We start from the raw sequence: 14,833 nt of genomic DNA on the forward strand, positions 1-14,833 counted from the left end.
GACAGCTCGGGCGGGCTGCCGGACAGCTCGGGCGAGCGGCCGGGACAGCTCGGGCGGGCTGCCGGACAGCTCGGGCGAGCGGCCGGGACAGCTCGGGCGGGCTGCCGGGACGGCGTGGGAGGGCCGACGGGGCGGCGCCCCTCACGCCGCCCCGTCCCACCTCAGGCCCGCTGCACCGAGACGGTGACGGTGCCGCCGGTGACCTTCTCGCTCGCCTCGTGCGCGCCCTCGGCGGGCCGCGCGGGGACCGCGAGCTCGAGCGCGAGGACCTCCCCCGCGACCAGCTCGCGGTGGGCGGCGACCGCCGCGACGACGGGCTCGTCGCCGTCCACCGTCAGGCGGATCCGGTCGGAGATGTCCAGCCCCGCCTCGCGGCGCGCGGACTGGATCGCGCGGACCACGTCACGGGCGGTGCCCTCCGCCTCGAGCTCGGGGGTGACCCGGATGTCGAGGGCGAGGAAGTCGCCGCCGCGCAGCACGCCGACGGTCCGGCCCTCGAGGGCGGCGCTCTCACCGGCGACGAGGTCGAGGGAGTACTCGCCCTCCTCGAGCGCGATCCCGCCGGAGGTGACGGTGCCGTCCTCGGCCACCGACCAGTCCCCGCTCTTGGAGCCCTTGATCGCGCCCTGCATCTGCTTGCCCAGCCGCGGCCCGGCGGCGCGGGCGTTCACGGTGAGCTTCTGCTCCACGCCCATGCCCTGCGCCTCCTCGCTGGTGACGTCCAGCAGGCGCACGTGCTTCACGTTCAGCTCGTCGGCGATGATCGCCGTGAACGGCTCGAGCGAGGCGGGATCGTGGTGGACGACGGTCAGCTCGGCGAGCGGCAGGCGGGCGCGCAGGCCCTCCTTCTTGCGCAGCGCGTTGCCGGCGCTGGCGATCGCGCGCACGTCGTCCATCTGGGCGACGAGCTGCTCGTCGCGGGGGAAGAGGGAGTCGTCGGGCCAGTCGGTCAGGTGCACGGAGCGGCCGCCGGTGAGCTCCTTCCAGATCTCCTCGGTGACCATCGGCAGCAGCGGCGCGGCGACCTGCAGCAGGGTCTCCAGGCAGGTGGCCAGCACGTCGATGGCCTGCGCATCGCCCTCCCAGAAGCGGTCGCGGGAGCGGCGCACGTACCAGTTGGTGAGCATGTCCAGGTGATCCTGGATCTGCTCGGCGGCGTCGGCGATCGCGAGCTCGCGCAGGGAGGCGCGCACCCCGCGCACCAGGTCGCCGGTGCGGGAGAGGAGGTAGCGGTCCATCACGTCGGTGGACTCGTGGCGGGCTTCGCCGCGGTGCCCCGTCGGCCGGCCGAAGGCGTCCTTATCCCCCGCCGCGTTGGCGTACAGCGCCAGGAAGTACCAGACGTTCCACAGCGGCAGCACGACGTGGCGCGTGGCGTCGCGGATCTTCGGCTCGTCCACGACCAGGTTGCCGCCGCGCAGGATCGGCGAGGACATGAGGAACCAGCGCATCGCGTCGGCGCCGTACTTGTCGAACATCTCGCGCACGTCGGGGTAGTTGCGCAGCGACTTGGACATCTTCTGCCCGTCCTCGCCGAGGACGATGCCGTGGCAGATGACGGAGGTGAAGGCGGGGCGGTCGAACAGCGCGGTGGCCAGCACGTGCATGACGTAGAACCAGCCGCGGGTCTGCCCGATGTACTCCACGATGAAGTCGGCGGGGTTGTGGCCCTCGAACCAGTCGTGGTTCTCGAAGGGGTAGTGCACCTGCGCGAAGGGCATGGAGCCGGAGTCGAACCAGACGTCGAACACGTCGGTGACGCGGCGCATGGTGGAGCGGCCCGTGGGGTCGTCGGGGTTCGGGCGGGTGAGCTCGTCGATGTAGGGGCGGTGGAGGTTGACCTCGCCGTGCTCGTCGCGCGGGAGGGTGCCGAAGGCCTCCTCGATCTCGGCGAGGGAGCCGTAGACCTCGACGCGCGGGTGGTCGGGGTCGTCGCTCTTCCACACCGGGATCGGGGTGCCCCAGTAGCGGTTGCGGGAGACGGCCCAATCGCGGGCGCCCTCGAGCCACTTGCCGAACTGGCCGTGCTTGACGTTGCCGGGCACCCAGTCGATCTGCTCGTTGAGCTCGAGCATCCGCTCGCGCTGGTCGGCGACCTTCACGTACCAGGAGGAGACGGCCTTGTAGATCAGCGGGTTCCGGCAGCGCCAGCAGTGCGGGTAGGAATGCACGTAGCTGGTCTCGCGCAGCAGGCGACCCTCGCGCTGGAGGTTGCGGATGATCGGGCGGTTCGCCTCGAACACCTGCAGACCGGCGATCTCGTCGAGCTCGGTGCCGCGGAAGTAGTCGTGGAACTGCGCGCCCTCGTCGACGGAGACGATGACGGGGATGCCGTAGGCGGCGTTGACCTGCTGATCGACCTCACCGTAGGCAGTGGCCTGATGGACCACCCCGGTGCCGTCGTCGGTGGAGACGTAGTCGGCGACGGTGACGATCCAGGCGTTCTCGGTGCCCCACTTGGCGCGGTCCTCGGAGTAGACCGTCCACAGCGGCTGGTAGGTCATGTGCTCGAGCTCGGCGCCCGCGAAGCGGCGCTCCTCGATCGCGGCGACGGCGTCCTCGGCGCTCTCGTAGCCGAGCTCCTTGGCGTGCGCGCCGACCAGCGCGGCGGCCAGCAGGTAGCGGCCCTCGCCCGCAGCGGCGCCATCCGCTGCGCCGAGCGGGCCGGCCGGCAGCACCGCGTACTCGAGCTCAGGGCCGACGGCGAGGGAGAAGTTGGTGGGCAGGGTCCAGGGCGTGGTCGTCCAGGCGAGCGCCTTCACGCCCGCCAGTCCCAGCTGCTCGGCCTTCTCGCCGGTGAAGGGGAAGGTGACGGTGACGGTCTGGTCCTGGCGCTCCTGGTAGACGTCGTCGTCCATCCGCAGCTCGTGGGCGGACAGCGGCGTCTGGTCCTTCCAGCAGTACGGGAGGACGTAGTAGCCCTCGTAGGCGCGGCCCTTGTCGTGCAGGGTCTTGAACGCCCACAGCACCGACTCCATGAAGGTGACGTCGAGGGTCTTGTAGTCGTTCTCGAAGTCCACCCAGCGGGCCTGGCGGGTGACGTACTCCTCCCACTCCTTCGTGTACTTCAGCACGGAGGCGCGGGCGGCGTTGTTGAAGGCCTGCAGGCCCATGTCCTCGATCTCGGACTTCTCGGTCATCCCGAGCTCCCGCATCGCCTCGAGCTCGGCGGGCAGGCCGTGGGTGTCCCAGCCGAAGCGGCGGTCGACCTTCAGCCCGTCCATGGTGCGGAAGCGCGGCACGACGTCCTTGACGAAGCCGGTGAGCAGGTGGCCGTAGTGGGGCAGGCCGTTGGCGAAGGGCGGGCCGTCGTAGAAGACGAACTCCTCGGCGCCCTCGCGCTGGGCGATCGAGGCGCGGAAGGTGTCGTCGGTGCGCCAGAACTCCTGGATCGCGTTCTCGAGCGCGGGCAGGTGCGGCGAGGGGACGAGCGGGTCTCCGGAGACCGGGTAGACCATGGGACAACCTCCGAGGCGGAACAGGGGCGGCGGGCGGGCGGACTGCTGCCCGAGGACGCTCCCGGCACGGGCCGGCGGCGCGGTACCACCTCGGTTGACGCCGCGCGCGCCGGCGCTGCCGACGCGGGGGCCTCCCCTCGTTCCTCAGCTGTGACGGGCTGGTCCCGGCGGGTTCTACTGGGCGCGGCGCCTGTCCTCGCGGACCGTGCTCGTGCTGTTCTTCCCGCGGCTCTCCGGTGATGGCCGGGTCGATGCCGATGGCGTGCAGTGTACGCGGGCTCGCCCACGCGGTCACGACCACCCCGGGGGAAGAGACGCGAGGAACAACCGCGCTGGGGCCGCGGGGCCCCGCGGCTCGCGGGGCTCCGTCACTCCCGGGTCCCAGCACATGCGGTCGGGATCCTCAGCCGCCTGCCAGGTGGGCGGGGTCTCATGATCACGGCGGCCCCACCGGGGGCGCCGTGGACGAAGGAGACGACATGGACGACGACATCCCTCATCGACGATCGCGCCTGGGCGCATCGACCCTCTCGGCGGCGGCGCTGCTGGTGCTGACCTTCGGCCCGTCCGCGCTCGCGCTGAGCCCCTCGACCGCCGCCTCCGCGGCCGTCGTGCCGCCGCGCGTGGTGGTCTCCGCCCCAGTCGCGGCCGCGGCCGCGATACAGACGACGCGCTCGCAGGACGAGGAGGACGCCGAAGGCACCGACGCCGCCGCCGCGTCCACCACCGCCGAGGAGGCGTGAGTCACCTCCTTCGACGGTGACAGTCGTGGAACACTGGTCCTTCCATGGAACCGCGCGCCGCTCGGCGCGGTCGACGCAGAAGGAGCGAGGATGTCGCTGTTCGGAGAGCCCTTCACCGCCAAGTGCCTGAAGTCGGGGATCACGGTCGAGGTCGAGGAGGGTCAGTCCCTCCTCCAGGCTCTGCTCGACGCGGGCGTCCCGATGGACTACTCCTGCGAGGGCGGGGTGTGCGGCACCTGCGTGGTGCCGCTGGTCTCCGGCGAGGTCGAGCACATGGACGAGTTCCTCATGGACGACGAGCAGGACAGCCAGATGATCACCTGCGTCTCGCGCGGCGAGGGTGAGATCGAGATCGACGTCTGAGACGTCGCGACCGCCCGCTGCCTCACAGGCGCGGGCCGGCCACCCACCAGGCGAGGCCGACGACGCCCATGAGCGCCGCGGCGCCGAGCACCGCCACCGGCATCGGCAGCACGGGCCCGACCACGAGCAGCACGAGCACGCCGAGGGCGGCGAGCGCCAGCATCGTCACGAACAGCGCGGGCCGTCCCGAGACGGGCTTGCCGCCCTGGCCGCTCGCGCGGTCCTGGCCCGACATCGCCTTCCGACCCGTCACAGCGCGCTGCCGCCCCATCGCGTCCTCCGGGAGCATCGTGGTCATGCGATGGCCCTCTTCCCCTGGTCGTGCCGTGCCCTGGTGCGGGCGCGGCGCGGGATGCGCCGCCTGAGGGCACGATCCTCCCCCGGTCCGCACGGCGCGCACATCCCGCGCAGGGAGGACTCCCGCCTCCGCCTTTGGTCGTAGGCGCGCCCGCGACGGTCATGGCGTCTTCTCTCGGGCGTCCGCGCTCAGCGGGTGCCTGGGGCGGGAGCGACGGGTTCCGGGTTCGGTTCGTCGTCGCGTCGGGCGTCCTGCTGATCCTGCCGGGCGAGGTCCGCGAACACGCCGCCGAGCGCGAGCAGCTCCTCGTAGGTGCCGCGCTCGACGATCCTCCCCCGCTCCATCACGACGATCTGGTCGGCGTCGCGGACGGTGGAGAGGCGGTGGGCGATCGAGACGGTGGTGCGTCCGCGCGCGACCGCGTCGAGCGCTCCGGACATCGCCCGTTCCGTGGCGACGTCGAGGGCCGACGTCGCCTCGTCCAGCAGCAGCACCGGCGGGTCGCGGAGGATCGTGCGGGCGAGCGCGAGGCGCTGCTTCTCCCCGCCGGAGAAGCGGTAGCCCCGCTCCCCCACGACCGTCGCGTAGCCGTCCGGGAGGGCGGCGATGTGGTCGTGGATCTGGGCGATGCGGCAGGCGGCGACGAGCTCCTCGTCGGTGGCGTCCGGGCGGGCGAAGCGCAGGTTCTCGGCGATGGTGGCGTGCAGGAGGTAGGTCTCCTGGGTGACCACGCCGATGCTCGCGGCGAGCGAGGACAGCGTGATCTCCCGCAGGTCGTGGCCGTCCAGGGTGATCCAGCCGTCGGTCGGCTCGTAGAGCCTCGCCATGAGATAGCCGGTGGTGGTCTTGCCCGAACCGGTCGCGCCGACGAGGGCCGTGTGCGTCCCGGCCGGGACCTCGAGGTCCAGGTGCGCCAGCGCCGGCTCCTCGGCGCCGGGATAGGCGAAGGTGACGTCCTCGAAGCGGATCTCGCCGCGCACCGTCCCGGGGTCCAGGGCGATCGCGTCGTCGGCGTCGGCGATGAGGATCGGGGTGTCGAGGTACTCGAAGACCCGCGTGAACAGGGCGAGGGAGCTGTTGACCTGGGTCGCGACCCGCAGCAGGCCGTTGATCTGCGGGAACAGGGAGGACTGCAGGGCGATGAAGGCGACGAGGGTGCCGATGGTGATGCCGCTGCCGTCGGGGTCGGCGAACAGCAGGTGGCCGCCGAGGAAGTAGGTCAGCGCCGGGAACAGCGCCATGATCGTGGTGAACACGGCCATCTGCCAGCGGCCGGCCATCTGGGAGCGGACCTCGAGGTCGGCGAGCTCGCGGGAGTCGTCGGCGAAGGCGCTGCTGAGCGTCTCGGTGCGGCCCATCGTCACGCCGAGCAGGATCCCGGAGACGGACAGCGACTCCTGGATCCCGGCGGAGAGGTCCGCGGCCTTCTCCTGCCGGGTGCGGACGATGGTGCGGCGGCGCCGTCCGACGCGCCGGTTCATCCACACCGCGAAGGGCAGGGCGATCAGGGAGAAGAGGGTGAGGCGCCAGTCCATCGCGACCATGGCCACCAGCGCCATCGCGACTCCGGCGCCGGAGGAGACGATCTGGGTCATCACGGAGGTGACCACGGACTGCATCGAGCCGATGTCGGAGAAGATCCGCGACTGGATCTCGCCGGTGCGGGTGCGGGTGAAGAAGCCCAGCCCCATCCGCTGCAGGTGGGAGTAGACCGCCACGCGCAGGTCGTGCATCACCGACTGGCCCACGCGGGCCGAGAGCATCGACTGGGTGACGCCGAGGGCGTTCGCGACCACGGTGACGGCGATGAGTCCGCCGACGGACCAGGTGAGCACGTCGGCGCGCTGCTCGGGCAGGGCCACGTCGACGATCTCGCGGATCAGGAACGGGGAGACCACCCCGGCGGCCGCTCCGAGCACGATCAGGAAGAGCACGGCGGCGATCGTGCCGCGGTAGGGGCGGAACAGACCCAGCACCCGGCGCACGTCGGGCTTCTGTCCAGGGGCGAGCTTCAGGTCGCCGCCCCCTCGGCCCCCGCCGCCGCCCATGCCGTAGCCGGGTATGCCGCCGTGGGCCATCAGAGTCCCTGGTGGCGTGCCACCCGGTGGGCTGCGGCCTGGGCGAGGGGGCGCACGGTGACCAGGTCGAGATTCACGTGGTGCGGGGCGTTCAGGGCGTAGGAGATGACGTCGGCGCAGTCCTCCGCGGTCAGCGGCTGCTCCACCCCGTCGTAGACAGCGTCGGCCGCGTCCTGGTCGCCGAGGCGGACCAGGGAGAACTCCTCGGTGCGGACCATGCCGGGGGCGACCTCGATGACGCGCACCTTCTCGCCGTTCAGCTCGAGCCGCAGGGCATGGGCGAGCATGTGCTCGCCGGCCTTGGCGGCGTTGTAGCCGGAGCCGCCGGGGTAGGCCTCGTGCCCGGCCACGGAGGTGACGAAGAGGAGGTCGCCGCGGCCGCTCGCCCGCACGGCGGGCAGCAGCGCGCGGGTGACGCGGACGGCGCCGAGCACGTTGATGTCGTACATCCGCTGCCACTTCTCGAGGTCGGCCTCGGCGGCGGTCTCGACGCCGAGGGCGCCGCCGGCGACATGGACGACGGCGTTCAGGCTCCCGTCGAAGAGCTCCTCGACGCGGGCGACGAGCGCGGCGACCGACTCGTCGGAGGTGACGTCCACGGCGAGGATCTCGCAGCCGGTCTCGGCGGCGAGCTCGGCCAGGCGCTCCTCGCGCCGTGCGATGGCCAGGACCCGCCAGCCGTCGGCGACCAGGCGGGCGGCGGTGGCACGGCCGATGCCGGAGGAGGCACCGGTGACGACAGCGGTCAGAGGGGCGTCGGCAGGGCTGTGAGCAGTCATGGTGCCGAGCCTACGTCGGCGCGGGCGGCGCGAGCACGGCCATCCCGTCGGCCGCGGGGACCGCCGTCGGCAGGGCCGCCGGCGCGGCCATGGTGGCAGGGAAGGAGGACGCGGCCGGACGACAGGAACGGCCGAGATGACTGGAGCGGCCGACGGCGATGCCGTCGGCCGCTCCTGCGGGATGCGGGGCCTCAGACCCCGTGGACCTGCTCGTGCCGGCCCACGGTGAGGTCGCCCTCGACCCGGCCCTTCGAGAGCCGGGTCATGACCGCGGCGATCGCGCCGTCGCCGGTGACGTTGGTGGCGGTGCCGAAGGAGTCGATCGCGATGTAGGCGGCGATCATCAGGCCCACGGCCGCCTCGTCGAAGCCGAGGATCGAGGAGAGCACGCCGGCGGCGGCCATGATCGCGCCGCCGGGCACGCCGGGCGCGGCGATCATCACGATGCCGAGCATGAACACGAAGCCCAGCAGCGCCGGGACGTTCAGCTCCATGCCGGTGACGATCATGATCGCGACAGCGAAGGTGGTGATCTTCAGGGTGGAGCCGGCGAGGTGGATCGTGGCGCCCAGCGGGATCACGAAGTCGGCGATCGCGTCGGGGACGCCGTTGCGCTTGGTGCACTCGACGGTGACGGGGATGGTCGCGGCCGAGGAGCTGGTGCCCAGCGCCGTCATGTAGGCCGGCAGCATCCGGCCCAGCATCCGCAGCGGGTTCCTCCCCATCGCGAGGCCTGCGACGCCGTACTGGGCCAGCAGCACCACCACGGTCATCGCGAAGACCAGCAGGATCACGGCGAGGAAGGTGCCGATGACGGTCCAGATCTGGCCGTTCATGGTCAGGCCCAGGAACATGCCGAAGATGTACAGCGGCAGCAGCGGCACGATGATCGCCTCGATGATCCGCACGATGATGGTGCGCAGCTGCTCGAAGGACTCCTGCAGGGCGCCCTTCTTCACGAGGGTCAGTCCGATGCCGAGGCAGAAGGAGAGCACCAGCGCCGTCATCACGTCGAACACCGGCGGGATCTCGATGTCGAAGTAGGCCGCGATCGCCGAGTCCTCGGGGTTCTCGAGGGTGCCGATGCTCGCGCCGTCCAGCATCCGCGGCAGCAGCACCAGCGAGATCCCCAGAGCGAACAGCCCGCACAGCACGGTGGAGAGATAGGCGATGCCGGTGGTGGCGGCGAGCATCTTCCCGGCACCGCGGCCGAGCTCCGCGATCGCCGGGGTCACCAGGCCCACGATGATCAGCGGGATGAGGAAGCCGAGGAAGCCGGAGAAGATCCCGTTGAAGGTGGTGAAGACGCGGGCGATCGACTCGGGCATCACCAGGCCCAGCCCGATCGCGAGCACGATCGCGACGAGGATGCGGGGAAGGAGGCCGAAGCGGGGACGACGAGGAGCCGCGGAGGGGGTGGCCGCGGCGGAGTCAGCGGCGCCGCGCGCCGCCGCGGGGTCCTCCGCGGCGGGGTCGACGGCGCTGTCGAGATTCGAGTTCATGGGGGTCCGGTTCGCTGAGGAGGGACGGGGACCGGGACAGCGTAGACGGCCGGTGCCCGAAGGCGCTCCCTGTGGGAAGCACCGTCCGAGCGACGGAGGCGCCGACGCAGCCGAGGTGCAGGCCCGCGCGGCAGCCGCCTCTGTCTTGTGGCACGTCCCACAGCGCACTAGGGTTGATCGAGTGTCTGCTCACGGACGGATCGCCGCTGCCGCCTTCCGCCAGTACTCCACCTACCGGATGGCGACCGCCGCGGGCATCTTCACCAACACCGTCTTCGGGTTCATCCGCGCCTCGATCATGTTCGCCGCGATCGGCACGGCGGGCGGCGAGCTCGGCGGGTACACGTTGCTGCAGGCAGCGACCTATGTGTGGCTGGGCCAGGCGCTGCTCGCCCCGATCGAGGCCTTCGGCACCCGGGAGGTGTCCCAGCGGGTGCACCAGGGCGACATCGCCGTGGACCTGCTGCGCCCGGTGGACCTGCTGAGCCTCCACTACGCCCAGAAGCTCGGCCGCTCGGCGTTCCTGCTGCTGGCCCGCGGCATCCCGCCGCTGGTGGTGGGCGGCCTCGTCACCGGGCTCGCCCTGCCCGAGGATCCGGTCTCCTACCTGCTCGGCACCCTCTCGCTGCTGCTCGCGATCACGGTCGCCTTCCTCGCCGACATGATGGTGAACCTCGCCGCCTTCTGGCTGGTGGAGACCCGCGGGCTGACCGTCGTCTACAACGCGACGATGAACCTGCTCTCGGGCTTCCTCATCCCGATCGTGTGGTTCCCGGACTGGCTGCTGGCGATCGCGCGGGCGACCCCGTTCCCCTCGATGATCCAGACCCCGATCGACACCCTCTCGGGCCGCGTCCCGCCGGCCGAGGCGCTCGGGCTGATCGGCGTGCAGATCGGCTGGACGGCGGTGCTGGCGCTCGCGGCCTGGGCGATGCTGCGCGCGGGCACGCGGAGCCTGGAGGTGCAGGGTGGCTGAGCAGGAGTGGCCGGGCGCTGCGAGCGCAGGGAGCCGAACGGGGGCGCAGGACCGTCCCGTCTCGACCGCGCGCATGGTCGCGACCCTCTACGGCTCGCGCCTGCGCTCGCAGGCGACCTTCCGCACCAGCTTCCTCGCCGACGTGCTCGGCCAGGTGCTGATCGTCGGCACCGAGTTCCTCGAGCTGTGGGTGATCCTCTCCCAGGTCGGCGTCCTCGGCGGGATGACGCTCTCGCAGGTCGCGGTGGTCTACGGGCTCGGTGCCCTCGCCTTCGGGATCGGCGACATGTTCTTCGGGGAGATCGACGGGCTCTCGGCGCAGATCCGCTCGGGGCGTCTGGAGACGCTGCTGATCCGCCCGGTGCCGCTGCTGCTGCAGATCTCGAGCCTGGACCTCTCGCTGCGACGCATCGGGAGGATCGCGGTGGGGCTCGGGATGTACGTGACCGCGCTGGCCATCGCGGGCTTCTCCCCGACCCCGGCGCTGCTGCTGCTCGCGGTGCTGGCCCCGTTCGCCGGGGCGCTGATCTTCGGAGCGCTGTTCACGATGGCCGGGGCGCTGCAGTTCTGGCTGGTGGACGGGCGCGAGTTCGCCAATGCCTTCACCTACGGCGGCAACTACGTCGCCACCACCCCCGGCGCCGTGTTCGCCCTGCCGATGCGGGCCTTCTTCACCTTCGTGATCCCGGCGACCCTGATCGCCTACGCCCCCGCCCTCGCGCTGCTGGGTCTGCCCGGCCCCGCCCTGGTCCCTTCCTGGGCGGGCTGGATCGGCCTGCCGGTGGCGCTCCTCACCTGGACCATCGCCCTGGTGCTCTGGCGCGCGGGGGTCCGTCGCTACACAGGAGCAGGTGGATGACCTCTCAGCCCCTCCCGTCCCTCCCGACCCCGTCGGACCCGTCGGCCGCCCGCGGCCCCGACGTCGCGCCCTCCCCCGCGCTCGAGCTCGCGCAGCTGCGTCGTGACTACGTCGTGCGCGCCGCCGCCCCCGGCTCCCGACGTCGCCGGCGGCAGGTCGTCCGCGCGGTCGACGAGATCTCGCTGCGCATCGAGCGCGGGGAGGCCGTCGGCTTCGTCGGCGCGAACGGCGCCGGGAAGTCCACCACCATCAAGATGATCACCGGCATCCTGCAGCCCACCGCGGGCTCCGTGCGGGTGCTGGGGCGCGACCCGGTGCCGGAGCGTCGGCGCCTCGCCCGCGAGATCGGGGTGGTGTTCGGGCAGCGCTCGCAGCTGTGGTGGGACCTGCCGCTGCGGGACAGCTACCGGATCCTCGGCGCGATGCACCGCCTCACCGATCGGGCCGTCGCCGCGCGCCTGGACCGGCTCGTGGAGGGGCTGGACCTCGCCGGGTTCCTCGACCGGCCGGTGCGTCAGCTGTCGCTCGGGCAGCGGATGCGCGGGGAGGTCGCCGCGGCGCTGCTGCACTCCCCCGCGCTGGTGGTCCTCGACGAGCCGACGATCGGGCTGGACATGGTCTCCAAGGAGGGGCTGCGTCGCTTCCTGCGCGAGGACCGGGCCGAGCGCGGCACCACCCTGTTCCTCACCACCCACGACATGGGCGACGTCGAGCGGCTGTGCGACCGGATCGTGGTGGTCGCCTCCGGGCAGGTCGCCTACGACGGCGCGCTCGCCGGCTTCCGGGAGCGGCTCGGCTCGCCGCGCGAGCTCGTGCTCGACCTCGCCGCGCCGCGTCTCGAGGCGCTCGCGCTGCCCGAGGGGGCGCGGACCCTCGCGATCGAGGCGGAGGGGATCCGTCACCGGATCGCGTTCTCCGGGGCGGAGCTGACCGTGCCGGCGCTGCTGACCAGGATCGGCGCCCAGGCCGAGGTGCAGGACCTCTCCCTCACCGAGCCGGCGGTCGAGGACCTCGTGCGGCGCATCAACGCCGGGGACCGTCCGGACTGACGACGGGCGGGCGCGCCGGCGCCCTCCTCCCCGGACCGGACCGGCCGATGCCGCACCGGGCGCGCCCCTGCGTTCATGCGGGGACACACCGCGCTCCGCGACCTGCCCTGATGCACACTGGTCCACGGGGGATACTGAGAGATCCCGTCTCCCGCCCGGCAGTCCCCGCCGCGGCAGGGCACGGCGCGAGAGAAGGAGGACCATGGCCCGCTCCTACGCCACCGTCGGACAGATGCTCACCTACGCTGTCGAGCGCACGGTCAACGCCCCGGAGAGCGCCGAGCGCACCGAGCGGCCCGTGCGGGCCGACGCGATCCTCCGCCACATGCTCGAGTTCGTGCTGATGGCCCCGCGCAGCCGCCGTGCGTTCCTGCGCACGGTGCTCCGGACCGAGCGCGCCACCGGCAGCATCGTCGCCGCGCCGCGCCTGCACCGCCATTCCCCCGACCTGGTCGCCGAGATCCTCCCGACCTCCCCCGAGTCCGACGACGGTGCCCGCCTCGGCATCGTGGTGAGCACGGACGGGCTGCTGCGCACCACCCAGCTCGAGAAGCACCTGGCCGCGCTCGGCACCTCGGAGCACCATCTGCTGCTGGCGGTGTCGCGCCGCAGCGACCTCGTCGGCGGCGAGGAGCAGCTGCCCGAGCGGGTGCAGGCCACGAGCTGGCGCTCCCTCGCCCGGCGGATGTCGAAGGCCGATCCCGGCCATCAGGCGCTGTGGGAGACGATCGGGGAGATCGGCGAGAACTCGGGCCGGCCCATCGTGCAGTACCCGGTGGAGGCGAAGCGGCTGCTGACCAAGAAGTCGGTCGCCCAGGAGTTCCGCGGCCACCTCGACGTCATGCACCGCGCCTCCCGCGACCTGCTGGGCACCAGCCCCCACTTCTCGACCCGGCGCGGCCAGACCGACGCGCACCTCCAGGCGGGGGTGCGCCTGCACCGCACCGGCCTCGAGTTCGGCGAGGTCGAGCAGGGCACGCCCGTACACCTCCAGCGCGCCGGCCACGAGCCGGTACCGCTGGGCATCGGCCTGCCCCGCACCGACGAGGAGAGGGCCGAGGCGACGGACCGCCTGGAGACCCTCGCCCGCCGCACGGCCTGGCGCACCGACGAGGGCGCGATGCCCGCGCCGCAGGAGCTGATCGGCGCCCCCGCCTCCCCGGAGGTGGAGGGGGCGCGCCTGCTGCTGTGGGCGGTGCTGAACCCGATGCTGCTGCGGGACCGCGGCTTCGATGCCGCCCCTGCACGGCGACAGCCGGCGCTGACCGCGACCTCGATGGGGCTGCGCCTGCTCCATCGCGGCGACGAGTCCGGGACCACCTATCGGATCTGGGTGGGCGGCGAGCGGGACTGGACCCATCTGATCCCGAAGGTGACGCGCGAGGCGACGGCGGATCGGCCGGAGGAGACCTATGCGGTGGCGCCCCGCAAGAGCCAGTCCACCGCGGACTTCGTGTGGGAGGTCCACCGGGCGCTGCGCTCGCTGACGATCCCGTGATCTCGCGGCCCGTGCTCGTCGGCCCCGTGCCCCGTCGGCACGGCGACTCCGCATGGCCGGTCGGCGCGGCATGACCCGTCGGCCCCGCCGCGGCCCACGGCGATGCGCGAGGATGGGGTCATGGATGCTTCGAGCGAGACACCGGTGATGCACGGCGAGTACAAGGTCCGCGGCGGCAAGCTCGTCGCCGTCGACGTCACCGCCCAGGACGGCCGGATCGCCACGGCGCACGTGTTCGGCGACTTCTTCCTCGAGCCGGACGAGGCGCTCGAGGACCTGAACGCCGCGCTCGAGGGCATGTCGACCGACGCGACCGCCGCCGAGCTCGGCGCCGCGATCACCGACCGTCTCGCCGCCCTCCCCGAGCCGGTGCAGATGATCGGCTTCGATTCCGAGGCGGTCGCGATCGCCGTGCGGCGCGCCCTCGGGCACGCCTCGAGCTGGGACGACCTCACCTTCGACGTGATCCCGCCCGTCGTCCTCCCCCCGGTGATGCACGTGGCGCTCGACGAGGTGCTGCCGAAGGAGGTCATCGCCGGGCGGCGCCGCCCCCACTTCCGGATCTGGGACTGGGACTCCTCGCTGGTGGTGATCGGCTCCTACCAGTCGCTGCGCAACGAGATCGACGCCGAGGGCGCCGCGAAGCACGACATCGGGGTGGTGCGCCGCATCACCGGCGGCGGCGCGATGTTCATGGAGCAGGGCAACTGCATCACCTACTCCCTCGTGGTGCCCACCTCGCTGGTGGAGGGGCTGAGCTTCGAGCAGGCCTACGCGTATCTGGACGACTGGGTGATGGGCGCGCTCGCGGAGATCGGGGTGAGGGCCCACTACGTGCCGCTGAACGACATCGCCTCCGAGCAGGGAAAGATCGGCGGCGCCGCCCAGCGCCGCTTCGCCGGCGGCGTGCTGCTGCACCACGTGACGATGAGCTACGACATCGACGCGGACAGGATGGGCGAGGTGCTGCGGATCGGCCGCGAGAAGCTCTCCGACAAGGGCACCCGCAGCGCGAACAAGCGCGTGGACCCGATGCGCTCGCAGACCGGCCTCGCCCGCGAGCAGATCATCGACGGGTTCCTCGAGTACTTCCGCGCCCGCTACGACACCGTCGACTCGATGTACACCGAGGAGGAGCTCGCGAAGGCCCGCGAGCTGGTGGAGACGAAGTTCGGCACCGAGGAGTGGACCGCGCGCGTGCCGTGAGCGTCGGCTGCGTCGCCGACGGGC

At 72.2% G+C, this 14,833-nt stretch carries 12 protein-coding genes; 7 read left to right on the forward strand and 5 right to left on the reverse strand.

Annotated features, from left to right (window positions below; translation table 11 throughout):
* Positions 1-161 precede the first annotated feature (161 nt).
* A complete protein-coding gene (gene ileS / locus RBL05_RS05855; protein WP_308740277.1) occupies positions 162-3,458 on the reverse strand; it encodes an isoleucine--tRNA ligase in 3,297 nt (1,098 codons plus the stop codon).
* A gap of 479 nt (positions 3,459-3,937) precedes the next feature.
* Between ileS and RBL05_RS05860 the strand changes: the two genes are divergently transcribed.
* Positions 3,938-4,201, forward strand: a complete 264-nt coding sequence (locus RBL05_RS05860; RefSeq protein WP_308740276.1) for a hypothetical protein — start codon at positions 3,938-3,940, stop codon at positions 4,199-4,201.
* A 90-nt stretch (positions 4,202-4,291) separates the two neighbouring features.
* Positions 4,292-4,564 (forward strand): 2Fe-2S iron-sulfur cluster binding domain-containing protein, encoded by a 273-nt coding sequence (locus RBL05_RS05865; RefSeq protein ID WP_308740275.1) that lies wholly within the window; start codon positions 4,292-4,294, stop codon positions 4,562-4,564.
* 22 nt (positions 4,565-4,586) lie between these two features.
* On the opposite strand, the gene RBL05_RS05870 is transcribed toward RBL05_RS05865, so the two are convergent.
* The 4 genes from RBL05_RS05870 to RBL05_RS05885 all read right to left on the reverse strand — a co-directional run bounded on the left by RBL05_RS05870 (position 4,587) and on the right by RBL05_RS05885 (position 9,221).
* A complete protein-coding gene (locus tag RBL05_RS05870) occupies positions 4,587-4,862 on the reverse strand; it encodes a hypothetical protein (RefSeq protein ID WP_308740274.1) in 276 nt (91 codons plus the stop codon).
* A 188-nt stretch (positions 4,863-5,050) separates the two neighbouring features.
* Complete coding sequence (locus RBL05_RS05875) at positions 5,051-6,940, reverse strand: ABC transporter ATP-binding protein (protein ID WP_308740273.1); 1,890 nt, start codon at positions 6,938-6,940, stop codon at positions 5,051-5,053.
* Positions 6,940-7,719, reverse strand: a complete 780-nt coding sequence (locus RBL05_RS05880) for an SDR family oxidoreductase (RefSeq protein WP_308740272.1) — start codon at positions 7,717-7,719, stop codon at positions 6,940-6,942. The genes RBL05_RS05875 and RBL05_RS05880 overlap by 1 nt, the downstream gene beginning before the upstream one ends.
* A 191-nt stretch (positions 7,720-7,910) precedes the next feature.
* A complete protein-coding gene (locus tag RBL05_RS05885; RefSeq protein WP_308740271.1) occupies positions 7,911-9,221 on the reverse strand; it encodes a dicarboxylate/amino acid:cation symporter in 1,311 nt (436 codons plus the stop codon).
* A 181-nt stretch (positions 9,222-9,402) separates the two neighbouring features.
* Here RBL05_RS05885 and RBL05_RS05890 point away from each other — a divergent pair, with 181 nt between their 5' ends.
* The 5 genes from RBL05_RS05890 (at position 9,403) to RBL05_RS05910 (ending at position 14,809) form a co-directional block, all read left to right on the forward strand.
* Complete coding sequence (locus RBL05_RS05890; RefSeq protein ID WP_308740270.1) at positions 9,403-10,197, forward strand: ABC transporter permease; 795 nt, start codon at positions 9,403-9,405, stop codon at positions 10,195-10,197.
* Positions 10,198-10,270: 73 nt separating this feature from the next.
* The gene (locus RBL05_RS05895; RefSeq protein ID WP_308740269.1) at positions 10,271-11,056 is read left to right on the forward strand and encodes an ABC transporter permease; all 786 of its coding nucleotides are present in this window, start codon (positions 10,271-10,273) and stop codon (positions 11,054-11,056) included.
* Entirely contained in the window at positions 11,053-12,105 is a 1,053-nt protein-coding gene (locus RBL05_RS05900; protein ID WP_308740268.1) for an ATP-binding cassette domain-containing protein, read from the forward strand. Before RBL05_RS05895 ends, RBL05_RS05900 begins: the two co-directional genes overlap by 4 nt.
* Before the next feature lie 202 nt (positions 12,106-12,307).
* A complete protein-coding gene (locus RBL05_RS05905) occupies positions 12,308-13,603 on the forward strand; it encodes a hypothetical protein (protein ID WP_308740267.1) in 1,296 nt (431 codons plus the stop codon).
* Positions 13,604-13,750: 147 nt separating this feature from the next.
* Entirely contained in the window at positions 13,751-14,809 is a 1,059-nt protein-coding gene (locus RBL05_RS05910) for a biotin/lipoate A/B protein ligase family protein (RefSeq protein ID WP_308741119.1), read from the forward strand.
* Positions 14,810-14,833: the final 24 nt, after the last annotated feature.

Origin of the sequence: Brachybacterium sp. GU-2, assembly GCF_030866705.2 — a bacterium.
GTDB lineage: Bacteria > Actinomycetota > Actinomycetes > Actinomycetales > Dermabacteraceae > Brachybacterium > Brachybacterium conglomeratum.